Source organism: Aromatoleum buckelii (genome assembly GCF_012910785.2).
GTDB classification, from domain to species: Bacteria; Pseudomonadota; Gammaproteobacteria; order Burkholderiales; family Rhodocyclaceae; genus Aromatoleum; species Aromatoleum buckelii.
In genome coordinates this window covers 903,943-930,604 of sequence record NZ_WTVH02000010.1, presented here as the reverse complement: position 1 = coordinate 930,604, position 26,662 = coordinate 903,943, and the positions used below count along the sequence as shown (strand labels likewise).

Below are 26,662 nucleotides of genomic sequence, written 5' to 3'. Positions count from 1 at the left end.
GGGGTAGATTCCTTGAAATCTCAAACAGGTCCGGGATCGGGCAGCGGCTGAGCCTGTGACGGAGGAATGCCGGGATTCCCGAAAACACAGCTCGCGCACAAATCCGGCCGGCCGACAGCATAGCGTCGCCCGCCCGTTCCTTGTAGCCGGCGCCCCGCCTGTCTCGACATTTTTCGGCAACATTCATTGACGGCATCCGTGATGTCGACTATAGTTCTGTTTCTCCGACGCGGGGTGGAGCAGTCTGGCAGCTCGTCGGGCTCATAACCCGAAGGTCGCAGGTTCAAATCCTGCCCCCGCAACCAAAAAAGTACAGAAAACCCAATCACTCACGGTGGCTGGGTTTTTTGCTTTTGGGGTCGCTGGACGCGGTGCCCACACTTGTTCCCTGCTCACCGTGCTACGGGTTGCCGTCACGCTCCGTTCCGTAGGAACGGACCACGGAACAGTGCAACGACTTGAACGTTTTTTCGCGACCCGGCCGGACATGATTCCGGGTTCCCGCTCGACGCCGGCCGGCTCACCGTCGCGCTGCGCGCCGAAGCAGCAGGTCGCCGAATACCGTGCATTCGCCATCCTTACGCGCGGAGTCGGGCGAATCGTAGAGGACGATCCATCCCGGCGCGGGCAGACCGAGCTCGCGTGGCACCTCGCAAATAGCCTCGGCCCGGTTGATGCCCCGTCCGTGCGGCAGGGACAGCCGCTGCGGCAAGGCGGCTTCGAAACGCACCGGCTCGCGGTTCTCGGCCAGCACGGAACGGGCGTTTGCCCACCTGAAAACGCGAATGTCGCCGTCGAGCACCATCGTCGGCCCGGCGAGGAGATGCAGATCGTCTCCGGAAAAGTGCAGGTCGCGGATGCCGAGGCCTTCGAGTTGCAGGAAATGCTTGCGGATGAGCGTGTTGCTGTCGTCGAGCGGCGCCAGCCGCAAGTCTTCGCCATGCGCCTCGACAGCGATCTCGAGCAAAGCGGCCCAGCCTCGCAGCACCGGGCCTCGCAGCCCCAGCAACAGGCGCTTCCCATCCACCGCGAGCCCCTCGATGTCGAAGCCATTGTCCTTGCCGGGAAGGTTCAGGTACGGCCCGAAATGAGGGTCATCGTCGAGCAGCGCGGTCAGTTCGTTCGAGCGGGCATCCCCGGCGAGCTTTTGTGCGCGACGCCCGTCGCTGGCTTCGCGCACGAGACACGGCACGCCGTGCCGATCGGGCTCGATCGGAAGACGCGCGAGCATCCTTCTGTTCGCGTCGAGCGTCACTTTCGCGAGCCGCTTCGCGTTATCGGCATGCGATCGATGGGCCTTCGGGTTCTTGCGCTTGAGCCCGTGCGAGCCGACCACCCAGAGGTAGCCGTCGACGACCGCCATTCCCTCCAGGTCGGCCTCTTCGTCGGGATCGCCGGGCAGGTCCAGCAGGTCGGCAAGGGAGACATTGGAGGGATCGCCGTACCGCAACGCTTCCGTGCCGAGCGGATCGAGACGCCGCAGACGACCGATGCCGCAGGCTTCGTCACCGGCGACCCACAACCAGTCCCCCGAAAAAGCGGCCCCCGAGAGGTTGGTGTGGACGAGTGAGCCCGGCGAGAATTCCAGACGTACCGCGTTGCCGATGCGTGAATTGGGCATGGGTTTCACCTCAGCAGGATGCAACCGGGCGGCGCCGCAAGTGGTACTTTCGCAGCGTTTGCGTTTCCCCCAGGAGAGTGGCGCATATGTCAGCAACTACGCAAGCCGTTCCCACGCGCATCGATTCCCGGATGCCGACCCTGTTCATTCCCCATGGTGCCGGCCCTTGCTTCTTCATGGACTGGAACCCGCCCACGGCATGGGACGCGATGGCGGGCTTCCTCAAGAGCGTGGCCGGCACCCTGCCGCAACGCCCGCAAGCCGTGGTCCTCGTTTCAGCGCACTGGCTGGAGTCCGTGTTCAGCGTCACCAGCGGCGCACGACCGGAGCTGATCTACGACTACCACGGTTTCCCGCCGCACACGTACGAACTGCGCTATGACGCGCCGGGCGAGCCCCGCCTCGCGGAACGGATTGCCGCGCTGCTCGGCCAGGCGCAGCTCCCGGCGAAAACGGACCCCCATCGCGGCTTCGATCACGGCATGTTCATTCCGTTGAAGCTGATGTTCCCGGCTGCCGATATCCCGGTGGTGCAACTGTCGCTGCGTCGGGATCTCGATCCGCTGGCGCATCTGCAGGCAGGCCAGGCACTCGCGGCGTTGCGTGATGAAGGGGTGTTCATCGTCGGCAGCGGCATGAGTTTTCACAATATGCGGGGTTACGGCGACCCCCATTTCGGGCCCGTGTCCGACGAGTTCGACGGTTGGCTCACGGCTGCAGTCGAGGCGCCGCCGCAATCCCGTCATCAGGCGCTGGTCGATTGGGCGCACGCGCCTTCAGCCCGTCTTTCGCACCCGCTGCAGGCCGAAGAGCATCTGCTGCCGCTGATGGTGGTCGCCGGTGCCGCCGGCGAGGACGGGGGTCAGCGGGTCTTCTCGGATCGCGTGCTCGAAACCACGCTTTCCGCTTTTCGGTTCGGCTGAAGCGACGACACGACTGCTGCCGGCGGGCATTGCTTCGAGGCGCGGTTCAGGAGTGCGCGACGTGCGCGCTCCTTTCTTGCGCAGGAGGAAACCACCTGAGCAATTTCTCGAGACGTTGCGGCTCTTGCTGAAGATCGCTCAGGTGGTATTTCCCGAGCACTGCCAGGAACGCTTCCTGCGCCTCGTCCATGATGCCAACCAGCCGGCATGACGGCAGGATTCGGCAGGTCGGCTCGTGGCAGTTTACCGGCGTCAGCGTCTCCTCGACGGCCTCAACCACGGCGCGCAAGTTGATTTTCGTCGCCGGACGATTCAGGCGAATGCCGCCGCCTTTCCCTCTGAGAGCTTCGATATAGCCCAGCTTGGCGAGGTGGTTCACGATCTTGACCAGGTGATTGCGGGGAATGTCGAAATGCTCCGACACGATGGAGATCGTTACCAGTTCGGCGGGTTTTTGCAGTCCGAGGAAAATCAGCGTGCGGAACGCGTAATCGGTGTATCGGGTCAGTTGCATCGCGGGCCCTTGCATGTCCCGGCACTTCTGCCCCCTTCCCGCTGCACCACAGACCCAGACAGGACGGACCGGGCAATCGGCCGTACATGTCAGATTACCACGCGGTCGCCAGATAGGTGTATCTATGATGCAGCTTATGAGGAGCGAGCGACCCTTCCGGGCCGCCCGCGTCCCGTTTCCGCTCGTCAGCGAAAGCGACGCCGCGCTCGTCGATAGCGCGGACAGGCCTCAGAGCAGTGCGGGCAGCTGTTGCAGCAGCGCCATGCCGTTGCCCAGATGCTTGCCGGTTACGACATAGCCGACAAATTCGCCCTCGTCATTGACCGCCTTGCCCGTCAGGCCGGTTTCATCGGCCTCCACCGTCCATTGAAGGCCGTCGGCGACCGTCACACCACCGACCTGGATCGGCATCGCGGGCGTTTTCACCATCGTCGGCATTGCAGGCAGGCGCAACCCGGTACGCTCGCCGGCGAGCGTTTTCGCCAGCGCCTGGGCCGCCAGCGACAGGGGATGCATGAACGGCAGCACCCGCCCTTCGATCTCGGCGCAGTCGCCCAGCGCATAGATGTGCGCGCTGCTGCTCTGCAACTGCGGATCGACCTGGATTCCCCGATTGACCTGGAGGCCGGCCGCTTTCGCGAGTTCGACGCGCGGCCGCACTCCCGCTGCCACCAACACCGTGTCCACTTCAAACGTTTCCCCGTCCGAAAGCCGCACGGTGACCCCTCCGGCGCTCGAGTCGATCGACACGATGTTTTGGCCCAGATGCAGCCGGCACCCCTTCTGCACCAGCCTCGCTTCCAGTTCCTGGCTGACGAACTCGGGCAACACCTTGGCAAGCGTACGGGGGGCGACGTCGGTCAGCCACACCTGCTGCCCGCCTTCGGCCAGATCGAGCGCGACCTCGGTGCCGGTCAGGCCCGCTCCGATCACCAACACCCGCGTTCCCCGTGAGAGCTGGTGCAGATAGGTTTCATAGTCCGAGAGATTGTTCAGCGTGATCACCCGATCGACGGCGTTTCCTTCGAGCGGAGGGATCCACGGAGTCGCCCCGAGCGCGAGGACGAGATCCCTGTAAGGCTGGATTTCGCCGCCGAAACTGATCGTCTTCGCCTCGGCGTCGATCGAATCCACCCGCGTATGCGTCTTGATCGTGACGTTGAACTCGCGGGCGAGTTCTTCCGGCGAACGCTGCACCAGATCCGATGGCCCGAGCTTGCGGCTGAAGCCATGGACCAGTTGGGGCTTTGGATAGTCGGCACCAGCGTCGGCGGTGATCACCAGCACTGGCGTGTCCTGATCCTGCGCCCGGAAAGCACGGACCAGCTGATAAGTGGCGCTGCCGCCGCCAATGATCACGACCGGCGCGGGCTGGAGTCCGTCCCCCCTGGAAGCGTCCGCCGCACCGTCGCGGTGCGGATGCAGCGGCTCGAACTCGGATTTGCCGAGGAGGCATTCGGGGCACAGGAACGTTTCCGGCACCGCGGACCACGGCGTGCCGGCATGGACGCCCTGCCCCGATTCTCCCTTTGCCGGGTCATAAACCCAGCCGCAGGTCCGGCACCGCATCGAACCGCCGTCAGCCGCGACGACGTTCGGGGTCGCAGTCGCTGCCGCAACGGGATTTGCGGCCGGGCGGGCCGGCGACCGGGCGAATGCGGATGCAGGAGCGTTCTCCCCTGCCTGGACAGGTGCGTGTTCGCCACGCCATTGCTGCGCAATGCGCCGGCCGAATGCGAGGCATTCGTCGAGCGCGCCATCGGTCGGCTTCCAGACCGCTTCGATCCCGCCGCTAACCTTGAAGCCCGCCTCCTCCAAGCGCTGGCCGATTCGGTCCACGGCGCCGCCGCTCCAGCCATGGCTGCCAAACGAGGCCGCGTGCTTGCCGCGGAAACGCAGGCCCCGCATTTCTTCGAGCAGCGCTGCGACCTGGGGCAACATGCCGTTGTTGACGGTCGGAGAACCGACCAGAATGCCTTTCGACTTGAACACCTGGGTCAGCACGTCGTTCTTGTCGGAGATGGCCAGGTTGAACATCTTGACTTCCACCGAGGGGTCGGCCGAACGGATCCCCTTGGTGATCGCCTCTGCCATCTGACGGGTGCCGTTCCACATCGTGTCGTAGATCAGCGTGATCTGGTTTTCCTGGTAATCGTCGGCCCACGCCAGGTATTGCTCCACGATCTGTGCCGGATTGTCGCGCCAGATGATGCCGTGCGACGTGCAGATCATTTCCAGCGGCAGCTTGAACGACAGCACTTCGTGGATCTTCGCGGTAACACGGGCACTGAACGGCGTGAGGATGTTCGCGTAGTACTTGAGGCACTCGGCGCGCAATTCCTCCTGGTCAACGAGGTCGTTGAACATCTGCTCGCTCGCGTAGTGCTGGCCGAAGGCGTCGTTGCTGAACAGCACCGCATCCCCGGCGAGGTACGTCATCATGCTGTCCGGCCAATGCAGCATCGGGGCTTCGACGAAGACGAACTGCTTGCCGTTGCCCAGATCCAGCGTATCCCCGGTCTTGACGACCTTGAAATTCCAGTCCTTGTGAAAGTGTCCTTTCAGGGACTTGACGCCGTTTTCAGTGCAGTAGATCGGCGTGTCGGGAATCCTCGCCAGTAATGCCGGCAAAGCGCCGCTGTGGTCGATTTCGGCGTGGTTCGCAATGATGTAGTCGATCTTGTGGAGATCGATTTCCTTTTCCAGATTGTCGACGAACTCCTGCGCGTAGGGGCTCCAGACCGTATCGATCAACGCGACCTTTTCCTCGCGCACGAGATAGCTGTTATAGCTCGATCCCTTGTGCGTCGAGTATTCCGCACCATGGAATTCACGCAGTTCCCAATCCTGTTTTCCGACCCACGTGATATTACTTTTCACAGCAAACGACATTGCACACTCCTAATTCGATAAAGGTTTCGGCCCCTGAAATACAGGGCACAAACCATGGATTTTTAATAAATATTATACATGCTTCTTATCATAGTTGCTTGCATTACCCGGAACGACATGGAGACGGCAATATGCATTGTTGTTTTGTTCATACGCCGCTTAAAGCCTGCCATTCCGCCGCTGTAAGCTGATCCGTAAGTCTGTCAGCTCCGCCAAAAGCAAGGATTGCAGGCTATCAGAAGATGTATATTTCTTGCAACTTCAAATTCAAGTAATTTCCACATGCTGCCCATAATCGCAATTTTCAAGGATTTAAATTGATCCTCGTCAATTCCAGCGACAGCTCCGCTCGTGACATTATTCCTCTATCATCAATCCCATTGCGGCATCATCGTTTTTTTCCCGCAAAGCTGAAAGGGATATTCCCGCACTTTATCGCCGGCATGACTCGTTGTCTGTTTGCGGACAAATTTCCCTGATGCAATGTCGGTTTAATCGTGATTTGCAAAAAATAATCTAAATCAAAGTGCGCAATCACAGCGGCGCTTATTCTTAATCACGACGCAACTGAATTGCGCCACTATTTCAATCCTGTTAATCGTTACACTATCTTTGGGGTTAAAAATGCAGAAATATCTGAAAAGCACGGGTATCGCTCTTGTCGCCGCATTGGGCGCCTCCGTTGCGATCGCGGATTCTTCATCGGCACCGGTGCGCATCGGAGCCGAAGCGGCGTCACACAATCATGTTATGCACGCGACCGCCGGATTCCAGAACGAGCCGGCAATGAATGGGTGGCGCCGTGTCGAAGGTGAAGCCGTGTGGGTGCTCGACATGAAGACGCCCGCGGGCGCGGAAGGAAAAACGCGCGCCCAGGTCCATCAGGAGCTGATCGCTTTCCGGAACGACCCGGAAGCGCTGGGGCGGCACGCGAGCTTCTATCAGTGGCCGTAACCGCTGGAAAGGAGCTGTGCTCCTCATAGGCAAAACCCGGCACCCGCTCGGGTTTTGCCTCTTCCCGCGATTTGGAAACGACACCATCTCCCTGCCGATCTTCAGGTCCGGCCGGTCGGAAAAGAACAGCGCCGCGCAAATCGGCGCAGGCGGCAGGCCGTGGAAATCCGCGGGAGCGAAGTACTACAGGTGAGGATGGCGGACGCAGCCGCCCGATCTTCGGAGTCCCCTCTGTGCAGTCCGACGGCTCCCGAACCGGCGTTGCACCTATACTGTGAAGGCCGTCAGGATTCATTCAGCCACAATGTGGATGCGTATTGATAACGCCTGACGATCGGGAGATCCATCATGCCTGGCACTCACGATCCCCGTCGGAATCGCCTTCTCGCTGCCCTTCCCGCGCAGGACTACGCGCGCCTCCTACCGAGCCTGGAATGGGTCCCGATGCCGCTCGGCAAAGTGCTTTACGAGTCCGGCGCCCAGATGCATTACGTCTATTTCCCTACCGACGCGATCGTGTCACTGCTCTATGTCATGCAGGACGGCGCCTCGGCCGAGATCGCCGTGGTCGGCAACGAAGGCATTGTCGGCATTTCCCTCTTCATGGGCGGCGAGACCACGCCGAGCCGTGCCGTCGTGCAAAGTGCCGGCCACGCATTCCAATTGAAAGGCCAGCTGCTGAAGGATGAATTCGAACGTACCGGAGGGCGTCGCTCGGGCGTCTTTCACGATTTGCTGCTTCGTTACACCCAGGCGCTGCTGACCCAGATGGCGCAGACGGCAGTGTGCAACCGTCACCATTCTCTCGACCAGCAGCTATGCCGCTGGTTGCTGCTGAGCCTCGATCGCCTCCCGTCGAACGAGTTGCTCATGACCCAGGAGCTGATCGCCAACATGCTCGGCGTGCGCCGCGAGGGCGTCTCGGAAGCTGCCGGAAACCTGCACAAGGCAGGCTTGATTGCGTACCACCGAGGCCACATCACCGTGCTCGACCGCCCGGGGCTGGAGGTACGGGCCTGCGAATGCTATGCAGTGGTCAGAGCGGAATGCGATCGCCTGCTTCCGCCGTCGCAGGATTGCCAGGACGGCGACGTTTCCGCAAGGTAGATCTCCGGCGAGCATCGCCGTTGTGTGCGCTGGCAGACAGACGCCCGGGATCGAATCGAATATTGATACGCCTACGGCCGGCGGCACTTCCGGCATCCCTGTCGATCGCCCACACCCCCCACGCTCCCGAATCCCGTGCCGCCGCCCGGATCCTGGCATCTCAACCCGACGGACAAGGAGAATCTCATGCTTTATACCATTGCAGTCGTACTGCTGATCCTGTGGCTACTCGGGCTGGTCACTTCGACCACGATCGGGGGATTCATCCACATCCTGCTGGTGGTCGCGGTCGTGATCGTGCTGCTCAGAATCATCAGCGGTCGCAAAGTGCTGTAGCGGTGCTTCGGCCCGCAAGCCGATTCATCAGGCATCCACTGTCACGAAGGTCGCGCCACCGCCGCCAAGCACAAGGGCCGGATCGCAAGCCTGTGAACCGGCAGCTTGACGATATGAGGACCGCGCAATGCCCGATACGCTGACCCACAATCCGAGGCAGAACCGGGTTCTGGCAACTCTTCCGGTGACCGAATATGCCCGGCTGGTGGACGATCTGGAACTCGTGACCTTTCCGACGGGGGAAGTCCTGTATGAATCGGGTGACAGCCTGGAATTCGTCTTTTTCCCGACGACGTCCATCGCCTCGCTGATCTTCTCCACGGAGAACGGCGCGTCGACCGAACTGGCGATGACCGGCAACGACGGTCTGGTGGGCATCCCGCTGGTGCTCGGCGGCGACACCACGACCCATGCGGTCGTGGTTCAGAGCGCAGGGGGTGCGTACCGCCTGCGCGCGGAAATCATGCGCTGGGAACTCGATCAGGGAGGAAGCCTGCAGCGCCTCGCCCTGTGGTACGCGCAGGCGCTGATGACGCAGATGGCGCAGAGTGCCGTCTGCAATCGACACCACACGGTCGACCAGCAACTGTGCCGCTGGCTCCTCCTCAGTCTCGACCTGCTGCCCGGGAACAAGCTCGATGTCACCCACGAAATGATCGCCCGGATGCTGGGCGTGCGTCGCGAAGCCATCACGGAGGCGGCCGGAAAACTGCAGGGGGCCGGACTGATTCAATACCGCCGCGGGCATGTCACGGTGACCGATCGCCGCGGCCTGGAAGCGCGCGCCTGCGAATGCTACGGCGCCGTCAAGTCGGAATGCGACCGTCTGTTTCAGATGCTGCCGGCCCACCGGTCGAAGTGTCGCGTACGGCCGAATCCGGCCACACTGCGCAAGCGCGCCGAAGCCCGGTTGAAGCAGGCCCGGCCCATCCTGCCGGGAGCGCCGTGGGATACGGAGCGCCTGCTGCACGAACTGCAGGTGCACCAGATCGAGCTGGAGTTGCACAACCAGGAGCTTCGTCAGGCTTACGACGAAGCCGATTCGCTGCGAAAGCAATGCGCCGACATGTACGACTTCGCCCCGGTCGGCTACTTCACGCTGGATGCGCTCGGCGTCATCACGAATGTCAATCTCGCCGGGGCGATCTTGCTCGGGATCAAGCGCTCCGAGCATGGGCGGCATCGTTTTGCCGCTTCCGTCAAGCCGGAGTTCCTGCCGGAGTTCAACCGCTTCGTCAGCGACGTGCTCGATGCAAAATGCAAGAAGAAATGCGAGATCGTCCTGGCGGCCGGCAGCCAACGCCCCGAAGCGATCGTCCGGATCGAGGCTGTCCCGGATGAAACCGGCCGCGAATGCCGCATGGTGGTGAGCGATATCACTGCCGAAAGGCGGGCCGAAAAAGCACTGCAGGAGCGTGAACGCATTCGGCATGCACGGTTCGAATATTCACCGCGGGCTTGACGGCACATCTGTAGCAGCCATGCTGTATGGATCGACGCCCATGGAGTGCCGATCATGAAGTCCGCGCGCCGCCACACTGAACGTCACCGCACCGATCGGATCGGCTGGATGCGTGCCGCCGTGCTCGGGGCCAACGACGGCATCGTGTCGACGGCCAGTCTCGTGGTCGGGGTCGCGGCTGCCGGGTCAGGTCAGGGAGCAGCGGTCGTGGCCGGTGTTGCCGGACTGGTGGCCGGAGCGATGTCGATGGCCGCAGGCGAATACGTATCGGTGCATTCGCAGGCCGACGCGGAAAATGCCGACCTGTCGCGCGAGCGCGTCGAGCTCGAGCGGCAGCCCATTGCGGAACACCGCGAGCTGGCCGCGATTTATATCGCGCGCGGTCTCGAGCCGGGCCTCGCGCACGAGGTTGCCGACCAGCTGATGGCACACGACGCGCTCGGCGCCCACGCGCGTGACGAACTCGGAATTTCGGAAAGGCTCAGCGCACGGCCGGTGCAGGCCGCGCTGTCGTCGGCCGCGAGCTTCGCGGTCGGGGCAGCGCTGCCGCTCGCGGTAACCGCGCTCGCCCCTGCGCACGGCCTGATCGGGTGGGTTTCGGGGACATCGCTCGCGTTCCTCGCCCTGCTCGGGGCCGTCGCCGCCCGCGTCGGCGGCGCCTCCGTGCTGACAGGGGCGTGGCGCGTCACGTTCTGGGGCGCGCTCGCGATGGCGGTCACTGCCGGCGTTGGCGCGCTGTTCGGGGCCGTCGTTTGAGTGGGTGACGGACGCCCCGGCCCTCGTCAGGTTCCCGGCGTCTTCGGCGGCACCGCGAGCGCCCCCAGCCAGTCGCGCAGCAGCCCGGTGACCTGTTCGGGCTGCTCGAGCGGCACGAGATGACCGCATTCCTCGATGACATGAAGCCGCGCCCCGGAAATCCCCGCCGCCAGTTCACGGTGCACGTCCGGCGGCGTGATGAGATCGTCCTGACCGCACAAAACCAGCGTGGGGCATTCGATGTCGGCGAGCGTGGGCCGGCTGTCCGCGCGGCCCATGATCGCGCGCTGCTGGCGTACGAACACGTCGTACCCGAGCCCGGTCGCCATCGACTGGAACACGCCACCCACCTCGGGGGTGTTCGCATGCTCCGGGTGCGCCATGCGCGCCAGCAGTTTTTCGATGACCGCTGGAAAATCGGTGGCGCCAAGTTCGATGAGCTCCTCGCGCGCCTTCGTGGCTTCGGGAGTGTCGGGGCGCGCGCTCGTGCTGAGCAGCGCCAGGGCACGCACGCGGTGCGGTGCCCGGCGCAGGATCTCGAAGGCGACATACCCGCCCATCGACATCCCGGCGAGCACGAACGGACCTTCGGGCGCTTGCGCCAGCGCATCTTCCGCAAGTCCGGCCATCGAATCCGAACCGGTCAGGTCCGCGATCGTGATGCCGGCCACGTCCGCGAGCCCATCCGCCTGGTGCTCGAACAGGCTCGCCCCGTTCAGCAGCCCGGGCAACAAAAGCAGGTTCATCTTTTCCATGTCGGTCCCTCTCCTCGATCTGTTGCTCAAGCCGACGCGCCTGCGTCTGAAATAAGTTTAGCCGCCCGGGCAAGCCGCATCAGTGCGGCATCACACACAGTTTCTCCCGCCGGGAATGACAACACGCTCAATGTGCGCTGCCGTACAGACTGCAAATTGCATCGCACGCATCCTTGTTGAGCCGGATGCCGCAGATGCGACACGGCGCCCTGGGCAATGTTCAACCGAATCACGGGAGCAAGACATGAACAAGGATCAGGTCAAAGGTCGAGTGAAAACAGTGGAAGGCACCGTCAAGGAAGTGACCGGCAAGGTCGTCGGCAACAAGAGCCTCGAAGAAAAGGGCAAGGCCGAGAAAGTTGTCGGCAAAGTCCAGTCCGGCTACGGGGATATCAAGGAAGACATCAAGAACGTCTGATGATCGCTGCCCTGCGGGGCAGACCAGTTTCTCGCGAAGGCGATGGGGCAGCGGCAAACCCTGCCGCGACTGTCGCCTCGCCCATTCACTCACGCCGGGAGACGTGATGCAGCGGTGCCAACCGACCGGCAAGAAATGCCTCTCGATAGGAAGCCGGAGTCGAGAAGAAATAAACAACAAGCAAGAACGCTTTTTGATGCACCTCTGGAGAATCACTCATGACACAGCTCGGCAAGTATTTTTCCGCGTTCTTCCTCGCCATCGCGCTGATCACCGCAGTGGGCTGTTCCTCGACGGCGAAGCAGGAAGGGACCGGCGAATACATCGATGACACGGTCATCACGACCAAGGTGAAGGCGGCGATCCTCAATGAGCCGACACTGAAAGTCGCAGAGATCAACGTCGAAACCTTCAAGGGCGTCGTGCAACTGAGCGGGTTCGTCGCCTCGCAGGCGGACATCAACAAGGCAGTCGAGATCGCACGGGGCGTAAGCGGCGTGAAATCAGTCAAGAACGACATGCGGGTCAAGTGAGGAAAGTGGGCCGTGGCCTCCCACCCGATGTCACGTTCGGGAGCGGTCGCGACGGTCCGCTGCCATTCGTTCGAATCTCCCTGGCGGCACAGGTGCAGGCACGGCGTGACGATCTCGCCGCGACGCTGCAGCAGTTGAAGGCAGGGCTCCCCGGCAGGAGCCGGCCGCGCGTCCCCCCGGCGGAGGAGCCCCCGCTGCGATCGGAGTTGTTCAGCGCCGATCAGATGGAGCAGCACGGCAAGGCGCTCGCTGCCTCGCATCGTCTGGCTTCGGGACGGGCGCCGGATCAGCTCCTCGATCGGCTGGCGGCGAACGAAAATGCCTTGGTCGGCGTGTGCCGCCTGCTGACCGCCGCGGTCAGCGAGAACCATCGGAGTACGCCGGCCGCCGAATGGCTGCTCGACAATTTCTATCTCATCGAAGAGCAGATCCACACCGCCAAGCGGCATCTGCCGAAAGACTACAGCCGGGAGCTGCCCCGCCTCGATGAGGCACGAGCGGGGCGGTCGGCCGGACGGCCCCGCGTCTATGACATCGCGCTGGAGACGGTCGCGCACGGCGACGGTCGCGTGGATACCGAAAGTCTCGGCCGTTTCGTCGCGGCCTACCAGACTGTCTCGCCCCTGAAGCTCGGCGAGTTGTGGGCGATTCCGATCATGCTGCGGCTGGCATTGATCGAGAACCTCCGTCGCGTCGGCACGCGGATCGCAGCCGCATGGGAAGAGCGCGACCTGGCCGGTTCCTGGGCGGACCGCATGACGGAGACTGCGGAAAAGGATCCGAAGAGCCTGATCCTGGTGATTGCGGACATGGCGCGCTCCAACCCGCCGATGGGCAGCGCGTTTGTCGCCGAGTTGGCGCGCCGCCTGCAAGGGCGCGGCCCCGCCCTGGCCCTACCCCTGACGTGGATCGAGCAGCGCCTCGCCGAATCGGGACTGACGATCGACCAGTCGGTGCAGTCGGAGAACCAGCAGCAGGCCGCCGACCAAGTGTCGGTCAGCAACAGCATCGGCAGCCTCCGCGCCCTGGGGGCGATCGACTGGCGCGAGTTCGTCGAGAGCCTGAGCGTCGTCGAGCAGACACTGCTGGAGGACCCGGCCGGCGTCTATGGGCAGATGGATTTCGCAACCCGCGATCGCTACCGCCACGCAACGGAAGCGATCGCGCGCAAAGGCCGCTTGGCCGAACGCGAGGTCGCCCGCAAGGCCGTCGAACTGGCTGAGGCCGCGGCGAGGAGTGCCGACAGCGGGAGCGCCGATCGTGCAGCTCATGTCGGTTTCTATCTCATTGACAAGGGTATGGCTGAGCTCGAGCGGGCAGCCGACGTTCGGCTACCCGCCCTCGAGGCGTTGGGCAGAATTGCAAAGCGGAGGCCATTGATTCCGTATCTCGGCACGATCGCGTTGATCACGCTGCTCGTGACCGGGTGGCTGCTGTCGCAGGCGTCGGAGTCCGGACTATCCGTCTGGATGCTGCTCGCGGTCGGTGCCGTTTCGCTGCTCGCCGTGAGCCAGTTGTCGGTCGCGCTGGTGAACTGGCTCGCGACGCTGCTGGCTGCGCCGCATCCCCTGCCCAGAATCGACTACTCCAAAGGGATCCCGCCGCACTCCCGCACGCTCGTCGTGGTGCCAACGATGCTGACGAGTGCCTCGAACATCGAGGATCTCGTCGAGGCGCTCGAAGTCAGGTTTCTGGCGAACCGCGATCCCAGCCTGCACTTCGGCCTGTTGACGGACTTTCTCGACGCGGACCAGGAATCGCTCCCGGAGGATGCCCCGCTGATGCAGCTGGCCGGGACGAGGATCGACGAGCTGAACGAGAAATACGGCCGAGACGAGGGCCACCCCCGGGACGACATTTTCTTCCTCTTCCATCGCCCGCGGCGATGGAACCCGCAGGAACGCGTCTGGATGGGGCATGAGCGCAAGCGCGGCAAGCTCGCAGACTTGAACGCCCTGTTGCGGACCCAGGAGCGCGGCGCCGCGGAACATCGCTTCGCGCTCGTCGTCGGCGGCATCTCGGTCCTGTCGGGCGTGAAGTATGTCATCACGCTCGACACCGATACGCAGTTGCCGCGCGACACGGCGCGGCAACTGGTCAGCGCCCTGGCGCATCCGCTGAATCGCGCCCGCTATGACAGTGCCAAGCGCCGGGTGTGCGAAGGCTACGCTATCCTGCAACCGCGCGTGTCGGTCAGCCTGCCGGGGACGAACCGCTCGCGCTATGCGCGTCTGTACGGCGGCGAGCCGGGCATCGATCCGTACACCCGTGCCGTGTCGGATGTTTATCAGGACGTGTTCGGCGAAGGTTCGTTCATTGGCAAGGGAATCTACGACGTCGATGCGTTCGAGCAGGCGCTCGACGGCTGCTTTCCCGACAATCGCATCCTCAGCCACGATCTTCTCGAAGGCTGCTACGCGCGCGCCGGTCTGCTGAGCGATGTGCAGGTGTACGAGGACTATCCTGCCCGTTACGGCGCCGACGTGAGCCGCCGTCACCGCTGGATTCGGGGGGACTGGCAGCTGGCGGGGTGGTTGCTGCGGCGTGTGCCGGGTGAAGGCGCGCGCCAGACGAACCCCCTGACGATGCTGTCGCAGTGGAAGCTCGCCGACAACATGCGCCGCAGCCTCGTCCCGGCAGCACTGACCCTGCTGTTGCTGACCGGATGGGCACTGTTGTCGTCGCCAGGGCTATGGACGATGGCGGTGATCGGTATCCTGCTGATCCCGTCGATGTGCGCCGTGGTCCTCGACCTGTTCCGCAAGCCGGACGAGGTGCTGATGCGCCAGCACGTCGCAGCCGTCGCACGCTCAGCGGCGCGGCGCTTCATGCAGGTCGGCTTCGAGCTGGCCTGCCTTCCGTATGAGGCCTTCTTCAGCCTCGATGCAATCGCCCGCACAGCCTGGCGGATGACCGTCACGCAGCGGAGGCTGCTCGAATGGAAACCGTCGGGCGAAGTCGATCGCGAATCGGCCGGCCGGGACCGCGGCGCCCTCGCCGCGGCCATCCGCACGATGTGGGTGGCCCCTGCGATCGCCGTCATGATGGCGATCCACCTCGCGCTGTCGCGGCCGGAAGCGCTGGTGGTGGCATTACCGGTCCTGCTGCTATGGTTTGCGTCGCCAGCCCTCGCGTGGTGGATCAGCCGCCCGCTCGCTCGCCGCAAGCCGAGCCTGACGGCCGGACAAACCCTCTTCCTGCGCGCGCTGTCGCGACGCACCTGGGCGTTCTTCGACAACTTCGTCGGGGAGGACGATCATTGGCTGCCGCCCGACAATTTCCAGGAGTACCGCGTTGCCGCGATCGCGCATCGCACTTCGCCGACCAACATCGGCCTGGCGCTGCTGGCGAACCTGTCCGCGTACGATTTCGGCTACCTCCCCGGAGGACGGCTCGTCGAACGCACGGCGAACACGCTGCGCACGATGCACGACCTCGAGCGCCACCGCGGCCATTTCTACAACTGGTACGACACGCAGACGCTGCAGCCACTGCTGCCGCTGTACATATCGACCGTGGACAGCGGCAACCTCGCCGGCCACCTGCTGACCTTGCGGGCAGGCCTGCTCAGCCTTGCCGATGATCCAATACTGCCGGCACGGCTGTTCGACGGCCTGTGCGACACGTTCGAGATCCTCGTGCAAACCCTGGAAGGGACGGACGGCATGGCCGCGGACCGGCTCGCGGCGTGCCGAAACGAACTGGCATCCGCGACCGCCGGCCAGCCGCTCACGCTCCCCGCAGCGCACGCGACGCTGCTGCGGCTCGCCTCCTGCACCGCCGCGCTCGTGACGGCCCTGGGCCCCGCCGTCGGTGGCGACGACACCGTGCCCGAGAGCGAAGCCCACGGATGGGTGCGGGCACTCGTCCGGCAATGCAATGACGCGCTCGACGAACTCGACCACCTTGCGCCGTGGCTGTCGCTGCCGCCGCCGGACCTGGAAGCGGATTCCGCCTCTGCCGCGCTCGTCGCCCTCCCCGGCCTCCTGACGCTGCGGCGACTCGCACGGCTCGACACCGAGCTGGGGCCGGCCCTTGCGGCCCCGCTTCATGCCCGGTCGGCAGAACACCCGTGGCTCAGCGATCTGCAGCGGTCCATCGCCGACGGGAGCGCTCGCGCCCGCGACAGGATCGCGGCGATCGACCGCTTGGCGGTGCAGTGCGGCGAGTTCGCGCAGATGGATTATGACTTTCTGTTCGACAAAACCCGTCACCTGCTGGCCATTGGTTATAACGTCACGGAATGCCGGGTGGACGTGAGCTACTACGATCTGCTGGCCTCGGAAGCGCGATTATCCAGCTTCGTCGCGATCGCGCAGGGACAGCTGCCGCAGGAGAGCTGGTTCGCACTCGGGCGCCTGCTCATCGGCGCCGGCGGAGAACCGGCTCTGCTGTCGTGGAGCGGCTCGATGTTCGAGTACCTGATGCCGCTGCTCGTGATGCCGACGTACGACAACACCCTGCTCGACCAGACGTGCAAGGCTGCGGTGGCGCGGCAGATCGAGTACGGGGTCCAGCGCGGTGTGCCGTGGGGCATCTCGGAATCCTGCTACAACACCGTCGACCTGCATCTCAACTACCAGTACCGCGCCTTCGGCGTGCCGGGCCTGGGACTCAAGCGCGGGCTCGCCGACGATCTCGTCATCGCGCCCTATGCGTCGGTGCTCGCGCTGATGGTCGCGCCCGAGCAGGCCTGTGCGAATCTGCAGCGGCTCTCCGCCGAGGGGTTTCTCGGGAAGTTCGGCTTTTACGAAGCGATCGACTACACGCCGGCGCGGCAGCGACGCGGCCAGTCGCACGTCGTCGTGCGCGCCTTCATGGCCCATCACCAAGGCATGAGCCTGCTGGCGCTCGCCTACCTGGTGCTTGATCGGCCGATGCAGCGCCGGTTCGAGTCGGACCGGCTGTTCCAGGCGGTCATGCTGCTGCTGCAGGAACGGATCCCCAAGGCGACGGCTCTGTTTTCACACACCGCGCAGCTGTCCGACGTACGCGCGACATCGGTCGCCGCGGAAATGCAGATTCGCGTCTTCACCAGCCCCGACACGCCGATACCCGAAGTGCAGCTGTTGTCGAACGGCCGCTACCACGTGATGGTCACGAACGCAGGGGGCGGCTACAGCCGCTGGAAGGATCTCGCCGTCACGCGCTGGCGCGAAGACGGCACCTGCGACAACCGGGGCACGTTCTGCTACATCCGCGACCTCACGAACGGACCGGGCGGCCAGTTCTGGTCGACGGGCCATCAGCCGACGCTCAGGCGAGCGGACAGCTACGAGGCGATTTTCTCCGAAGGGCGCGCCGAGTTCCGGCGCCGCGATGTGGCGGGCGCAGGCGACGGCGATTTCGAGACATACACCGAGATCGTCGTGTCTCCGGAAGATGACATCGAGCTGCGGCGAGTGCGCATCACGAACCGATCCGAACAGCGCCGGATGATCGACGTCACGAGTTACGCCGAAGTGGTGATCGCGCCACCGGACGCGGATGCGCTTCATCCGGCCTTCAGCAATCTTTTCGTGCAGACCGAGATTCTGCGCGAGCGGCGCGCGATCCTGTGCACACGCCGGCCCCGCTCCGCCGGCGAACCGACGCCGTGGATGCTGCACCTGATGGCGGTGCACGGCGCGGAGGTCGGCGAAGTGTCCTACGAGACGGACCGTCCGCGCTTCATCGGCCGTACGCGAAGCGCCGCCGACCCGCTGGCGTTGAGCGAGGCGGGGCCGCTATCGGGCACCGACGGCTCGGTGCTGGATCCGATCGTTGCAATTCGTTATGTGCTGGCCCTCGATCCGGAACAGTCGGCGACGATCGATATCGTGTCGGGCATCGGCGAGAGCCGCGACATCGCGGTGGGCCTCATCGACAAATACCAGGACCGGCATCTGGCCGACCGCGTCTTCGACCTGACGTGGACTCACAGCCAGGTCGTGCTGCGCCAGCTCAACGCGAGCGAGGCCGACTCGCAACTTCACGCCCGGCTCGCCAGTTCCGTGATCCACGCCAACGCCTCGCTGCGCCCCGATGCGGCCGTGCTCGTCAAGAATCGCCGCGGGCAGTCCGGGCTGTGGGGTTACGCGATCTCCGGCGACCTGCCGATCGTACTGCTGCAGATCGCGGACGCCGCCAACATCGAGCTCGTGCGTCAACTCGTGCAGGCCCACGCGTACTGGCGCCTGAAAGGGCTGGCGGTGGACCTCGTGATCTGGAACGAAGACCACGCCGGTTACCGGCAACGGCTGCAGGAACAGATCATGGGGCTGATCGCCTCGGGCACCGAAGCGAGCGTCATCGACCGGCCGGGCGGCATCTTCGTGCGGCCCGCCGAGCAGATCTCGAGCGACGACCGCATCCTCTTCCAGTCGGTCGCGCGCGTCGTTCTGAGCGACCGTTGCGGCACGCTCGCCGAACAACTCGACCGTCGCGGGCCGGTCGAACCCCGCCCGCCCCAGTTCGTGCCGAGCCGATCCTCACTGCCCGGGGCCACCGCCGACGCCAAAACCACCAACGAAGAGCCACACCGCGATCTGATTCTGTTCAACGACCTGGGCGGATTCACCCCCGACGGGCGTGAATACGTCATTGCGCTTGCGCCCGGTCGGGTGACACCGGCGCCGTGGGCGAACGTCCTCGCGAATTCGCACTTCGGCACGGTGATCTCGGAGAGCGGCGTCGCCTGCACGTGGAGCGAGAACGCGCATGAATTCCGTCTCACGCCGTGGCATAACGACCCGGTGAGCGATTCGGGCGGCGAAGCGCTGTACCTGCGCGACGAAGAGAGCGGCCGGTTCTGGTCGCCGACGCCGCTGCCGGCGCGCGCTGACGTGTCCTGTGTGATCCGGCACGGGTTCGGCTACAGCGTCTTCGAGACCTGCGCCGAAGGCATCCGCTCCGAACTGTGGGTGTATGTGGCCAGCGATGCGGCCGTCAAATTCACGGCGCTGAAAATCCGCAACGAATCGGGTCGGCCACGCCGGCTGTCGGCGACCGGCTACGTCGAGTGGGTGCTCGGGGACCTGCGCGCGAAATCCTCGATGCATGTCAGCACCGAAATCGATCCGCGCAGCGGTGCGCTGTATGCGCGAAATCCGTACAGCACCGAGTTCGGCGATCGGGTCGCTTTCTTCGACGTGGATGACCCGGCACGCAACCTGAGCGGCGACCGCACGGAATTCCTCGGGCGCAACGGCACCCTGCAAAATCCTGCCGCGATGAGCCGCTCGCGCCTTTCCGGCAAGTTCGGCGCCGCGCTGGATCCGTGCGGCGCACTTCAGGTGAGCTTCGATCTGGCTGACGGGCAGGAGCGCGAGATCGTCTTCCGGCTCGGCGTCGGGCGCAATCTGGACGACGCCGGCGAGCTCGTGCAGCGCTTCCGCGGCGCCCCTGCCGCACGCGACGCACTCGAAGCGGTGCACCGGTACTGGCGCCATACGCTCGGTGCAGTGCAGATCGAAACACCCGATCCGTCGCTCGATGTGCTGGCGAACGGCTGGCTCGTGTACCAGACGCTCGCGTGTCGCATGTGGGCCCGCAGCGGCTACTACCAGTCGGGCGGTGCGTTCGGGTTCCGCGACCAGCTGCAGGACAGCATGGCGCTGGTGCACGCCGAACCCGCGCTCGTGCGTGCGCACCTGCTGCTGTGCGCAGGTCGGCAGTACGTGGAAGGCGATGTACAGCACTGGTGGCATCCGCCGTCGGGCCGAGGCGTGCGGACGCGGTGTTCGGACGACTACCTGTGGCTGCCGCTCGCGGTGTGCCGCTATGTGACGAGCACCGGGGACAGCGCGGTGCTGGACGAAGTCGTGCATTTCCTCGAAGGCCGTCCGGTGAACCCGGAGGACGACTCCTACTACGATCTGCCCGGCCGCTCCGTCGAGGTGGCGAGCCTGTACGAGCACTGTGTGCGCGCGATCCGGCACGCTCTGCGTTTCGGCGAGCACGGCTTGCCGCTGATCGGCTCGGGGGACTGGAACGACGGCATGAACCGCGTCGGAATCCAGGGCAAGGGCGAAAGCGTCTGGCTCGGTTTCTTCCTGTTCACCGTGTTCGCGCAGTTCGCCCCGCTCGCTCGCGCCCAGGGCGACCCCTCTTTCGCCGAACTCTGCCTCGCCGAAGGCGAGCAGCTGCGTGAAAGCATCGAGCAGCACGCGTGGGATGGCGAGTGGTATCGGCGCGCGTGGTTCGACGACGGCACGCCGCTTGGGTCCGCGGCCAATGCGGAGTGCCGCATCGACTCGATCTCGCAGAGCTGGTCCGTGCTGTCCGGGGCCGGCGACGCGAGGCGTTCGCACCGGGCGATGAAAGCGGTCGATGAGCGGCTCGTGCGCCGCGACTGCGCGCTCATGCAGCTTCTCGATCCGCCTTTCGACAAGTCGCCCCTCGATCCGGGCTACATCCGCGGCTATGTGCCGGGCGTGCGCGAGAACGGCGGGCAGTACACCCACGCCGCGATCTGGGCGGCAATGGCCTGGGCCGCATTGGGCGAACGCGAGCGTGCATGGGAGTTGCTGACGATGATCAACCCCGTACACCACACGCTATCCGCGGAGGGGATCGCGACCTACAAAGGGGAACCCTATGTCGTCGCCGCCGACGTCTACGCAGTGGCGCCGCACCTCGGCCGCGGAGGCTGGAGCTGGTACACTGGCTCGGCCGGATGGATGTACCAGTTGGTCGTCGAATCGCTGCTGGGCCTACGGCTCGCCGGCGCGATGCTGCATTTGGCACCCTGCCTGCCCGCCGACTGGCCCGGGTACACGATCCGCTATCGGTATCGGGAAACCGTTTATCACATCGCCGTATCGCAATCGCGTCCCGGCGAAGATGCCCAAAGCAGGGTGACGTACGTTACGGTGGATGGCGTCGAACGACTCGACAGGACGTTCCCCCTCATCGATGACCGGCAGGAGCACCGGGTCGAAGTGAACGTCAGCGCGAGGTAAGTCCGGACCTTCCCTTGCAGCCGGACGGCGCACCGCTTGGCCTCGCGAGGTTCCCGGCCGCGTCATTTGCGCAATTCGTCCCTTCTCTGCCCGTCACAGCTGCGACTTCAGCGGCAGCACGAATTTCTCGATCAGCTTGTCCTTCATCGGCCGCTGCTGCCACATTTCATACGTGTAGGCCTGCGCCTGCGCGAGATCGGACTCGAAGACCGCGATCATTTTCTCGGCGAACGCCCGGTCGTATAGATTGAGGCTCGCCTCGTCGTTGAGGCGGAACGAACGGATGTCGAAATTGGTGGATCCGACCGACACAACCTCGCGGTCGACGACCAGCAGCTTCGTGTGCAGCATCGTCGGCTGGTATTCGTGGATCTCGATGCCGGCCTGCAGCAGCGGCCCCCATCCGGCTTTCGACGCGAACCGCACTGCTTCCGAATCGATGTACGGGCCGGGGAGCAGGACGCGGACGCGCACCCCGCGTTCCCGGGCGGCGATCAGCGCCTTGACGATCAGCGCGTCCGGCACGAAGTACGACGCGGCGAGGTCCAGCGAATGTTTCGCCGCGGTCACCGCCATCATGTACATCAGGTGCATGCTCTCGCTGCCGCCCGACGGCGACGCGAGGAAGAGGTGCGCGGCCACGTCTCCGACCGGGGAAAGCTCCGGGAAATAGGCCGGACCGCTGAGCACTTCGCCGGTCGTCTTGATCCAGTTGTCGTTGAACGCCGCCTGCATCTGCGCGACGGCCGGGCCCTCGACGCGGTAATGGGAATCGCGCCAATGTTCGGGATCCTGCGCGTGTCCGAGCCATTGGTCCGCGACCCCGACGCCGCCGGTAAAGCCGATGCGCCCGTCGACAACCAGCAACTTGCGGTGCGTACGGTTGTTGAGCCGGTCGAGCGAGTACCAGTGCAACGGCCGGTAGCGATGGACCCGCACCCCGGCCTGCTCCATCTTCCGCAGCAGGCGCTCGTCCATCTTGATGCTGCCCGCCCAGTCGATCGTGACATGGACCGGAATCCCGGCTTGCGCGCGCTCGGCCAGCGCATCGGAGAATTCCCTGCCGATTTCGCCGGACCAGTAGATGTACGTCTCGAACGTGATCGAAGTGCGGGCGCCACGAATGGCCTGCAACATCGCCGGGAATATCTCGTCACCGTTCTGCAGTGCGGTGACGCGGTTGCCTGCGATGATCGGCGGCCCCAGCAGCACCGACATCTCGCGCCGGAACTGCGGCGCGGCGACGGGGAAGCGGTGCGCGAGCACCTGTTCCAGCTTCTTTTCCGGCGTGGAGAAGTTCATCCCCACCAACGCCACGACTCCGGTGCCCACCGCCGTGATCGCGGCAGTCCAGAGCATGCGTTTGGACATCCATTTTCGTGGCATCGAAAGGCCCTTTTCGGCGAGAAGCAGACAGTCCGACGCGGCAGGCTCGCGTTCTGCCCGCCACGTGGGAAATTGAAACACAGAAGCGCATGACGAGGTGAGGCCTGCTTACCCGAAGTGACCTCTCGGGCCCGGTGCGGGGGCGGCTCGGCACTGAATCTGCACCATTCGGTTGTCAAAACGCTCCCGTCGCGCCCGCAGGCGAGGTTCGGCCTTGCGGAGGGCAGTGCGTGAGGCCGTCCAACCGTGCAAGAATCCCGTCCACCCGTCGCAGGCCCGCCGCGCTCGATCGCAGGCTCAGGGTGACGGCCGGATGTGTACGCGAACGGCAGCCTCAATGCCCGATCGCGCTTTCAGGAGTCCTCCTCGCGATGAAGCCCGAAATCCCTGATCCCGCCACTGCCGCCCTCCCCGCCGCCGCACGTTCCGAACTGCGCCGGCGCATCGACGCCGTCTGGCGAACGCCCGAACCCGAGTGCGTGCCGCCGCTGATCCGCGCCGCGCGGCTCGATGCGGAAATGCAGGCGCGCATTCGTGTGCAGGCGCGCGAGCTGGTCGCAGGACTGCGGGCGACGCGCACTCGCTCCAGCGGCGTCGACGCGCTGATGAAGGAGTTTTCGCTGTCGAGCCAGGAAGGGGTCGCGCTGATGTGTCTCGCCGAAGCGCTACTCCGGGTGCCGGACTCCGGGACTGCCGACCGGCTGATCCGCGACAAGCTCGGCCACCGGGACTGGCACGCGCACCTCGGCCACAGCCCGTCGCTGTTCGTCAACGCTGCGACCTGGGGACTGCTGGTGACGGGCAGGCTGGTGGGGACGAGCAGCGAGCAAGGGCTTTCGAGCGCTCTCACGCGGATGCTCGCGCGCGGCGGCGAACCGCTGATCCGCCGCGGCATGGACTTGGCGATGCGCCTGCTCGGCGAGCAGTTCGTCACCGGCCGCAGCATCGCCGAGGCGCTCGAGCGCAGCGCGGCGGCGCGGCGGCGCGGCTATCGTTACTCGTTCGACATGCTCGGGGAGGCGGCGATGACGGCGGCCGACGCGCGGCGCTACCTGGCCGGCTACGAGCAGGCGATCCACGCCATCGGCGCGGCGTCGGCCGGCCGTGGCGTGGTCGACGGCGACGGCATTTCAGTCAAGCTGTCGGCGCTGCATCCGCGCTACGTGTGGTCGCAGCGCGAGCGCGTGCTCGCCGAGCTGCTGCGGCGGCTGAAATCGCTGTGCGTGCTGGCGAGGGACTACGACATCGGCCTGAACATCGACGCCGAGGAAGCCGACCGTCTGGACCTGTCGCTCGACCTGCTCGAAGCGCTCGCGCTCGACGACGAGCTCGCCGGGTGGCAAGGTTTGGGCTTCGTCGTGCAGGCATACCAGAAACGCGCTCCGCAGGTGGTCGACTGGATCGTCGACCTCGCGCGGCGCAGCGGCCGGCGCCTGATGGTGCGGCTCGTCAAGGGCGCGTACTGGGATGCGGAAATCAAGCGTACCCAAGTCGAAGGCCTCGCCGGCTACCCCGTTTTCACGCGCAAGCTCTACACCGATGTCGCTTACCTCGCGTGCGCCAGACAGCTGCTCGCGGCACGCGACGTCCTCTATCCGCAGTTCGCGACGCACAACGCCCACACGCTTTCGGCGGTGTTCCAGCTCGCGGGCGACGACTACGCGGCCGGCGACTACGAGTTCCAGTGCCTGCACGGCATGGGCGAGCCGCTCTACGACCAGGTCGTCGGCGACGCCCCTTCGCGGCGCAGGGTGCGCATTTATGCGCCCGTCGGCAGCCACGAGACGCTGCTCGCGTACCTCGTGCGGCGCCTGCTCGAAAACGGTGCGAACTCGAGCTTCGTCAATCGCATCGTGGATGAAAACGTCAGCATCGACGAGCTGGTCGCCGATCCGGTCGAGGAGGCGTTGCCGCTCGCCGGCGCACCTCACCCGCGGATTCCGGTGCCGGCCGACCTGTACGGCAGCGAGCGGCGCAATTCGGCGGGCCACGACCTCGCGAGCGAGCCGGTCCGGCAGCGCATCGGCGCTGCGCTGCAGCTCAGCCGCAGCGTCGTGCGCCGCGCCGGACCACTGCTCGCGAACGGTGCAGCATCCCCCGCCTCGCGCGACAACCTGCGCCCAGTGCGCAATCCGGCGGACCACTCCGACGTCGTCGGGATGGTCGTTCACGCCGATGAGATCGACGTCGAACGGGCGCTCGCGGCGGCATCCGGCGCCGCGCCGGGCTGGGCGATGCGGGCTCCGGCGGCACGCGCCGCCTGCCTCGAACGCGCTGCCGAGCTGATCGAGCGCGACACGGACGAGCTCGTCGCGCTGGCGGTCCGCGAAGCGGGCAAGTCATGGGCCAATGCCCTCGCGGAAGTGCGCGAGGCCGTCGATTTCTGCCGCTACTACGCCGCCCGGGTGCGCGACTTCGACAACGCGAGCCATGCCGCGCTCGGACCGGTGCTGTGCATCAGCCCGTGGAATTTCCCGCTGGCAATTTTCACCGGCCAGATCGCGGCGGCGCTCGCCGCAGGCAACCCGGTGCTCGCCAAACCGGCTGAACAGACCCCGCTGATCGCTAACGCGGCAGTGGCCCTGTTCCGCGAAGCCGGCGTGCCCGCGGCCGTCCTGCAGTTGCTCCCCGGCCGCGGCGAGACCGTCGGCGCAGCGCTGGTGGCCGACCCGCGCGTGCGCGGCGTGCTGTTCACCGGCTCGGTCGAAGTCGCCACGCTGATCAATCGCACGCTCGCCAGCCGCGGCGGCGACGTGCCGCTGATCGCCGAAACCGGCGGGCAGAACGCGATGATCGTCGATTCCACGGCGCTCGCCGAACAGGTTGTCGGCGACGCGATTGCGTCGGCCTTCGACTCCGCCGGCCAGCGCTGCTCGGCGCTGCGCGTGCTGTGCCTGCAGGACGATGTCGCCGACGCCGTGCTCGCGATGCTGCGCGGCGCGCTCGATGAAATGCGGCTCGGCGACCCGTCGGACGTGCGCAACGACATCGGTCCGGTCATCGACGTGGACGCCCAGGCGGCGCTCGAGCGCCACGTCGCCGCGATGCACGCGAACGGCGCACGAATCACGCGTCTTGCGTTGCCGCAGCGCTGCAGCCGCGGCACTTTCGTCGCACCGACGATCATCGAGGTCGGCGACATCCGTGATGTCGGCGGCGAGCACTTCGGGCCGATCCTGCACGTGCTGCGCTACCGCGCTGACGAGCTCAACCGCCTCCTCGACGCGATCAACGCGACCGGCTACGGCCTGACAATGGGCGTGCATTCGCGCATCGACGAGACAATCGATGCGGTGATCGCGCGCGCCTGCGTCGGCAACCTCTACGTCAACCGCAACATGATCGGCGCCGTCGTCGGCGTGCAGCCTTTCGGCGGCGAAGGTCTGTCCGGCACCGGTCCGAAAGCGGGCGGCCCGCTGTATGTGCATCGCCTGCTGCGCCGCAGCCTGGGACCAGCGCTGGATGGCCGCGAGCAGCTGCCCGACAGCGAGGCGTTCGGCTGCCTCGTCGCCTGGCTCGACGGCACAGGGCGGACGCTGGTCGACGACATCGGCCACGCATTCCTGCACGAGCGGATCGCCGCCTGCCGCGCGAAGCGCCTCGCCGGCCTGGGCCTCGCGCTGCCCGGTCCGACCGGCGAAGACAACAGCCTGCGTTTCGTCCCGCGCGGCCTCGTCGCCGGCGTCGCCGCGACGACCGTCGGGCGTCTGCACCAGCTCGTCGCCGCGCTCGCGAGCGACAATCGCATCGTGTTCGCGGATGATGCCGTGCATCGCGCACTGTTCGACGCCTTGCCGGACCCGGTGCGAAAAGCGGTGACGCTGGACAGCGACTGGGAAGACCACCCGTTCGGCGCGCTGCTGCTCGACGGCTCTGCGGCAGAGGCCGATACGTGGCGCGTGCGCCTCGCCGAACGCGACGGCCCGATCGTGCCGCTGTTGCAGCCCGAACCCGAATACGATCCGGCTCGGCTCGTCCATGAGCGCACCGTCAGCATCAACACCGCCGCCGCCGGAGGCAATGCCAGCCTGATGGCGCTCGGCGCCTGACGGCAGTCAGCCCG

The 26,662-nt window shown here is 65.4% G+C and carries 15 protein-coding genes and 1 tRNA gene; 11 read left to right on the top strand and 5 right to left on the bottom strand.

Annotated features, from left to right (window positions below; translation table 11 throughout):
- The first annotated feature begins 228 nt into the window (after window positions 1–228).
- Window positions 229–305 (top strand) — tRNA-Met (locus GO608_RS15085).
- A gap of 215 nt (window positions 306–520) precedes the next feature.
- On the opposite strand, the gene GO608_RS15080 is transcribed toward GO608_RS15085, so the two are convergent.
- Complete coding sequence (locus GO608_RS15080; RefSeq protein WP_169198175.1) at window positions 521–1,621, bottom strand: DUF3616 domain-containing protein; 1,101 nt, start codon at window positions 1,619–1,621, stop codon at window positions 521–523.
- An 86-nt stretch (window positions 1,622–1,707) separates the two neighbouring features.
- Here GO608_RS15080 and GO608_RS15075 point away from each other — a divergent pair, with 86 nt between their 5' ends.
- Window positions 1,708–2,544, top strand: a complete 837-nt coding sequence (locus GO608_RS15075) for a DODA-type extradiol aromatic ring-opening family dioxygenase (protein WP_211159333.1) — start codon at window positions 1,708–1,710, stop codon at window positions 2,542–2,544.
- A 46-nt stretch (window positions 2,545–2,590) separates the two neighbouring features.
- Here the strand turns inward: GO608_RS15075 and GO608_RS15070 are convergent, their stop codons facing one another.
- Window positions 2,591–3,058 (bottom strand): Rrf2 family transcriptional regulator, encoded by a 468-nt coding sequence (locus tag GO608_RS15070; RefSeq protein WP_169198176.1) that lies wholly within the window; start codon window positions 3,056–3,058, stop codon window positions 2,591–2,593.
- 228 nt (window positions 3,059–3,286) lie between these two features.
- Window positions 3,287–5,950, bottom strand: a complete 2,664-nt coding sequence (gene norV / locus GO608_RS15065) for an anaerobic nitric oxide reductase flavorubredoxin (RefSeq protein WP_169198177.1) — start codon at window positions 5,948–5,950, stop codon at window positions 3,287–3,289.
- A 624-nt stretch (window positions 5,951–6,574) separates the two neighbouring features.
- Between norV and GO608_RS15060 the strand changes: the two genes are divergently transcribed.
- The 5 genes from GO608_RS15060 (at window position 6,575) to GO608_RS15040 (ending at window position 10,565) form a co-directional block, all read left to right on the top strand.
- Complete coding sequence (locus tag GO608_RS15060; RefSeq protein WP_169198178.1) at window positions 6,575–6,904, top strand: hypothetical protein; 330 nt, start codon at window positions 6,575–6,577, stop codon at window positions 6,902–6,904.
- Between the two features lie 348 nt (window positions 6,905–7,252).
- Entirely contained in the window at window positions 7,253–8,011 is a 759-nt protein-coding gene (locus GO608_RS15055) for a Crp/Fnr family transcriptional regulator (RefSeq protein ID WP_169198179.1), read from the top strand.
- Window positions 8,012–8,197: 186 nt separating this feature from the next.
- Window positions 8,198–8,347: a lmo0937 family membrane protein gene (locus GO608_RS15050; protein WP_168953719.1), complete on the top strand. Its 150-nt coding sequence runs from the start codon at window positions 8,198–8,200 to the stop codon at window positions 8,345–8,347.
- A gap of 127 nt (window positions 8,348–8,474) precedes the next feature.
- On the top strand, window positions 8,475–9,809 hold the full coding sequence (locus GO608_RS15045; RefSeq protein WP_169198180.1) for a Crp/Fnr family transcriptional regulator: 1,335 nt from the start codon (window positions 8,475–8,477) through the stop codon (window positions 9,807–9,809).
- Window positions 9,810–9,863: 54 nt separating this feature from the next.
- Window positions 9,864–10,565, top strand: a complete 702-nt coding sequence (locus tag GO608_RS15040; protein WP_169198181.1) for a VIT1/CCC1 transporter family protein — start codon at window positions 9,864–9,866, stop codon at window positions 10,563–10,565.
- Window positions 10,566–10,591: 26 nt separating this feature from the next.
- On the opposite strand, the gene GO608_RS15035 is transcribed toward GO608_RS15040, so the two are convergent.
- The gene (locus GO608_RS15035; protein WP_169198182.1) at window positions 10,592–11,320 is read right to left on the bottom strand and encodes an alpha/beta fold hydrolase; all 729 of its coding nucleotides are present in this window, start codon (window positions 11,318–11,320) and stop codon (window positions 10,592–10,594) included.
- 244 nt (window positions 11,321–11,564) lie between these two features.
- Between GO608_RS15035 and GO608_RS15030 the strand changes: the two genes are divergently transcribed.
- From GO608_RS15030 to GO608_RS15020, 3 genes are all read left to right on the top strand, one after another.
- Complete coding sequence (locus GO608_RS15030; protein ID WP_169198183.1) at window positions 11,565–11,738, top strand: CsbD family protein; 174 nt, start codon at window positions 11,565–11,567, stop codon at window positions 11,736–11,738.
- A gap of 218 nt (window positions 11,739–11,956) precedes the next feature.
- Window positions 11,957–12,271: a BON domain-containing protein gene (locus tag GO608_RS15025; RefSeq protein WP_169198184.1), complete on the top strand. Its 315-nt coding sequence runs from the start codon at window positions 11,957–11,959 to the stop codon at window positions 12,269–12,271.
- A gap of 92 nt (window positions 12,272–12,363) precedes the next feature.
- A complete protein-coding gene (locus tag GO608_RS15020) occupies window positions 12,364–21,213 on the top strand; it encodes a GH36-type glycosyl hydrolase domain-containing protein (protein ID WP_343316845.1) in 8,850 nt (2,949 codons plus the stop codon).
- A gap of 93 nt (window positions 21,214–21,306) precedes the next feature.
- On the opposite strand, the gene GO608_RS15015 is transcribed toward GO608_RS15020, so the two are convergent.
- Entirely contained in the window at window positions 21,307–22,584 is a 1,278-nt protein-coding gene (locus GO608_RS15015) for a phospholipase D-like domain-containing protein (RefSeq protein WP_211159334.1), read from the bottom strand.
- Window positions 22,585–22,970: 386 nt separating this feature from the next.
- Here GO608_RS15015 and putA point away from each other — a divergent pair, with 386 nt between their 5' ends.
- A complete protein-coding gene (gene putA, locus GO608_RS15010; RefSeq protein WP_169198185.1) occupies window positions 22,971–26,648 on the top strand; it encodes a trifunctional transcriptional regulator/proline dehydrogenase/L-glutamate gamma-semialdehyde dehydrogenase in 3,678 nt (1,225 codons plus the stop codon).
- Window positions 26,649–26,662 lie beyond the last annotated feature (14 nt).

Bases quoted from the DNA above. Each gene is read 5' to 3' on its own strand.
- GO608_RS15060 (WP_169198178.1), top strand. From the start codon at position 6,575: ATGCAGAAATATCTGAAAAGCACGGGTATCGCTCTTGTCGCCGCATTG.
- putA (WP_169198185.1), top strand. From the start codon at position 22,971: ATGAAGCCCGAAATCCCTGATCCCGCCACTGCCGCCCTCCCCGCCGCC.
- GO608_RS15025 (WP_169198184.1), top strand. From the start codon at position 11,957: ATGACACAGCTCGGCAAGTATTTTTCCGCGTTCTTCCTCGCCATCGCG.
- GO608_RS15045 (WP_169198180.1), top strand. From the start codon at position 8,475: ATGCCCGATACGCTGACCCACAATCCGAGGCAGAACCGGGTTCTGGCA.
- norV (WP_169198177.1), bottom strand. From the start codon at position 5,950: ATGTCGTTTGCTGTGAAAAGTAATATCACGTGGGTCGGAAAACAGGAT.
- GO608_RS15035 (WP_169198182.1), bottom strand. From the start codon at position 11,320: ATGGAAAAGATGAACCTGCTTTTGTTGCCCGGGCTGCTGAACGGGGCG.
- GO608_RS15055 (WP_169198179.1), top strand. From the start codon at position 7,253: ATGCCTGGCACTCACGATCCCCGTCGGAATCGCCTTCTCGCTGCCCTT.
- GO608_RS15080 (WP_169198175.1), bottom strand. From the start codon at position 1,621: ATGCCCAATTCACGCATCGGCAACGCGGTACGTCTGGAATTCTCGCCG.
- GO608_RS15075 (WP_211159333.1), top strand. From the start codon at position 1,708: ATGTCAGCAACTACGCAAGCCGTTCCCACGCGCATCGATTCCCGGATG.
- GO608_RS15040 (WP_169198181.1), top strand. From the start codon at position 9,864: ATGAAGTCCGCGCGCCGCCACACTGAACGTCACCGCACCGATCGGATC.
- GO608_RS15030 (WP_169198183.1), top strand. From the start codon at position 11,565: ATGAACAAGGATCAGGTCAAAGGTCGAGTGAAAACAGTGGAAGGCACC.
- GO608_RS15070 (WP_169198176.1), bottom strand. From the start codon at position 3,058: ATGCAACTGACCCGATACACCGATTACGCGTTCCGCACGCTGATTTTC.
- GO608_RS15050 (WP_168953719.1), top strand. From the start codon at position 8,198: ATGCTTTATACCATTGCAGTCGTACTGCTGATCCTGTGGCTACTCGGG.
- GO608_RS15015 (WP_211159334.1), bottom strand. From the start codon at position 22,584: ATGTCCAAACGCATGCTCTGGACTGCCGCGATCACGGCGGTGGGCACC.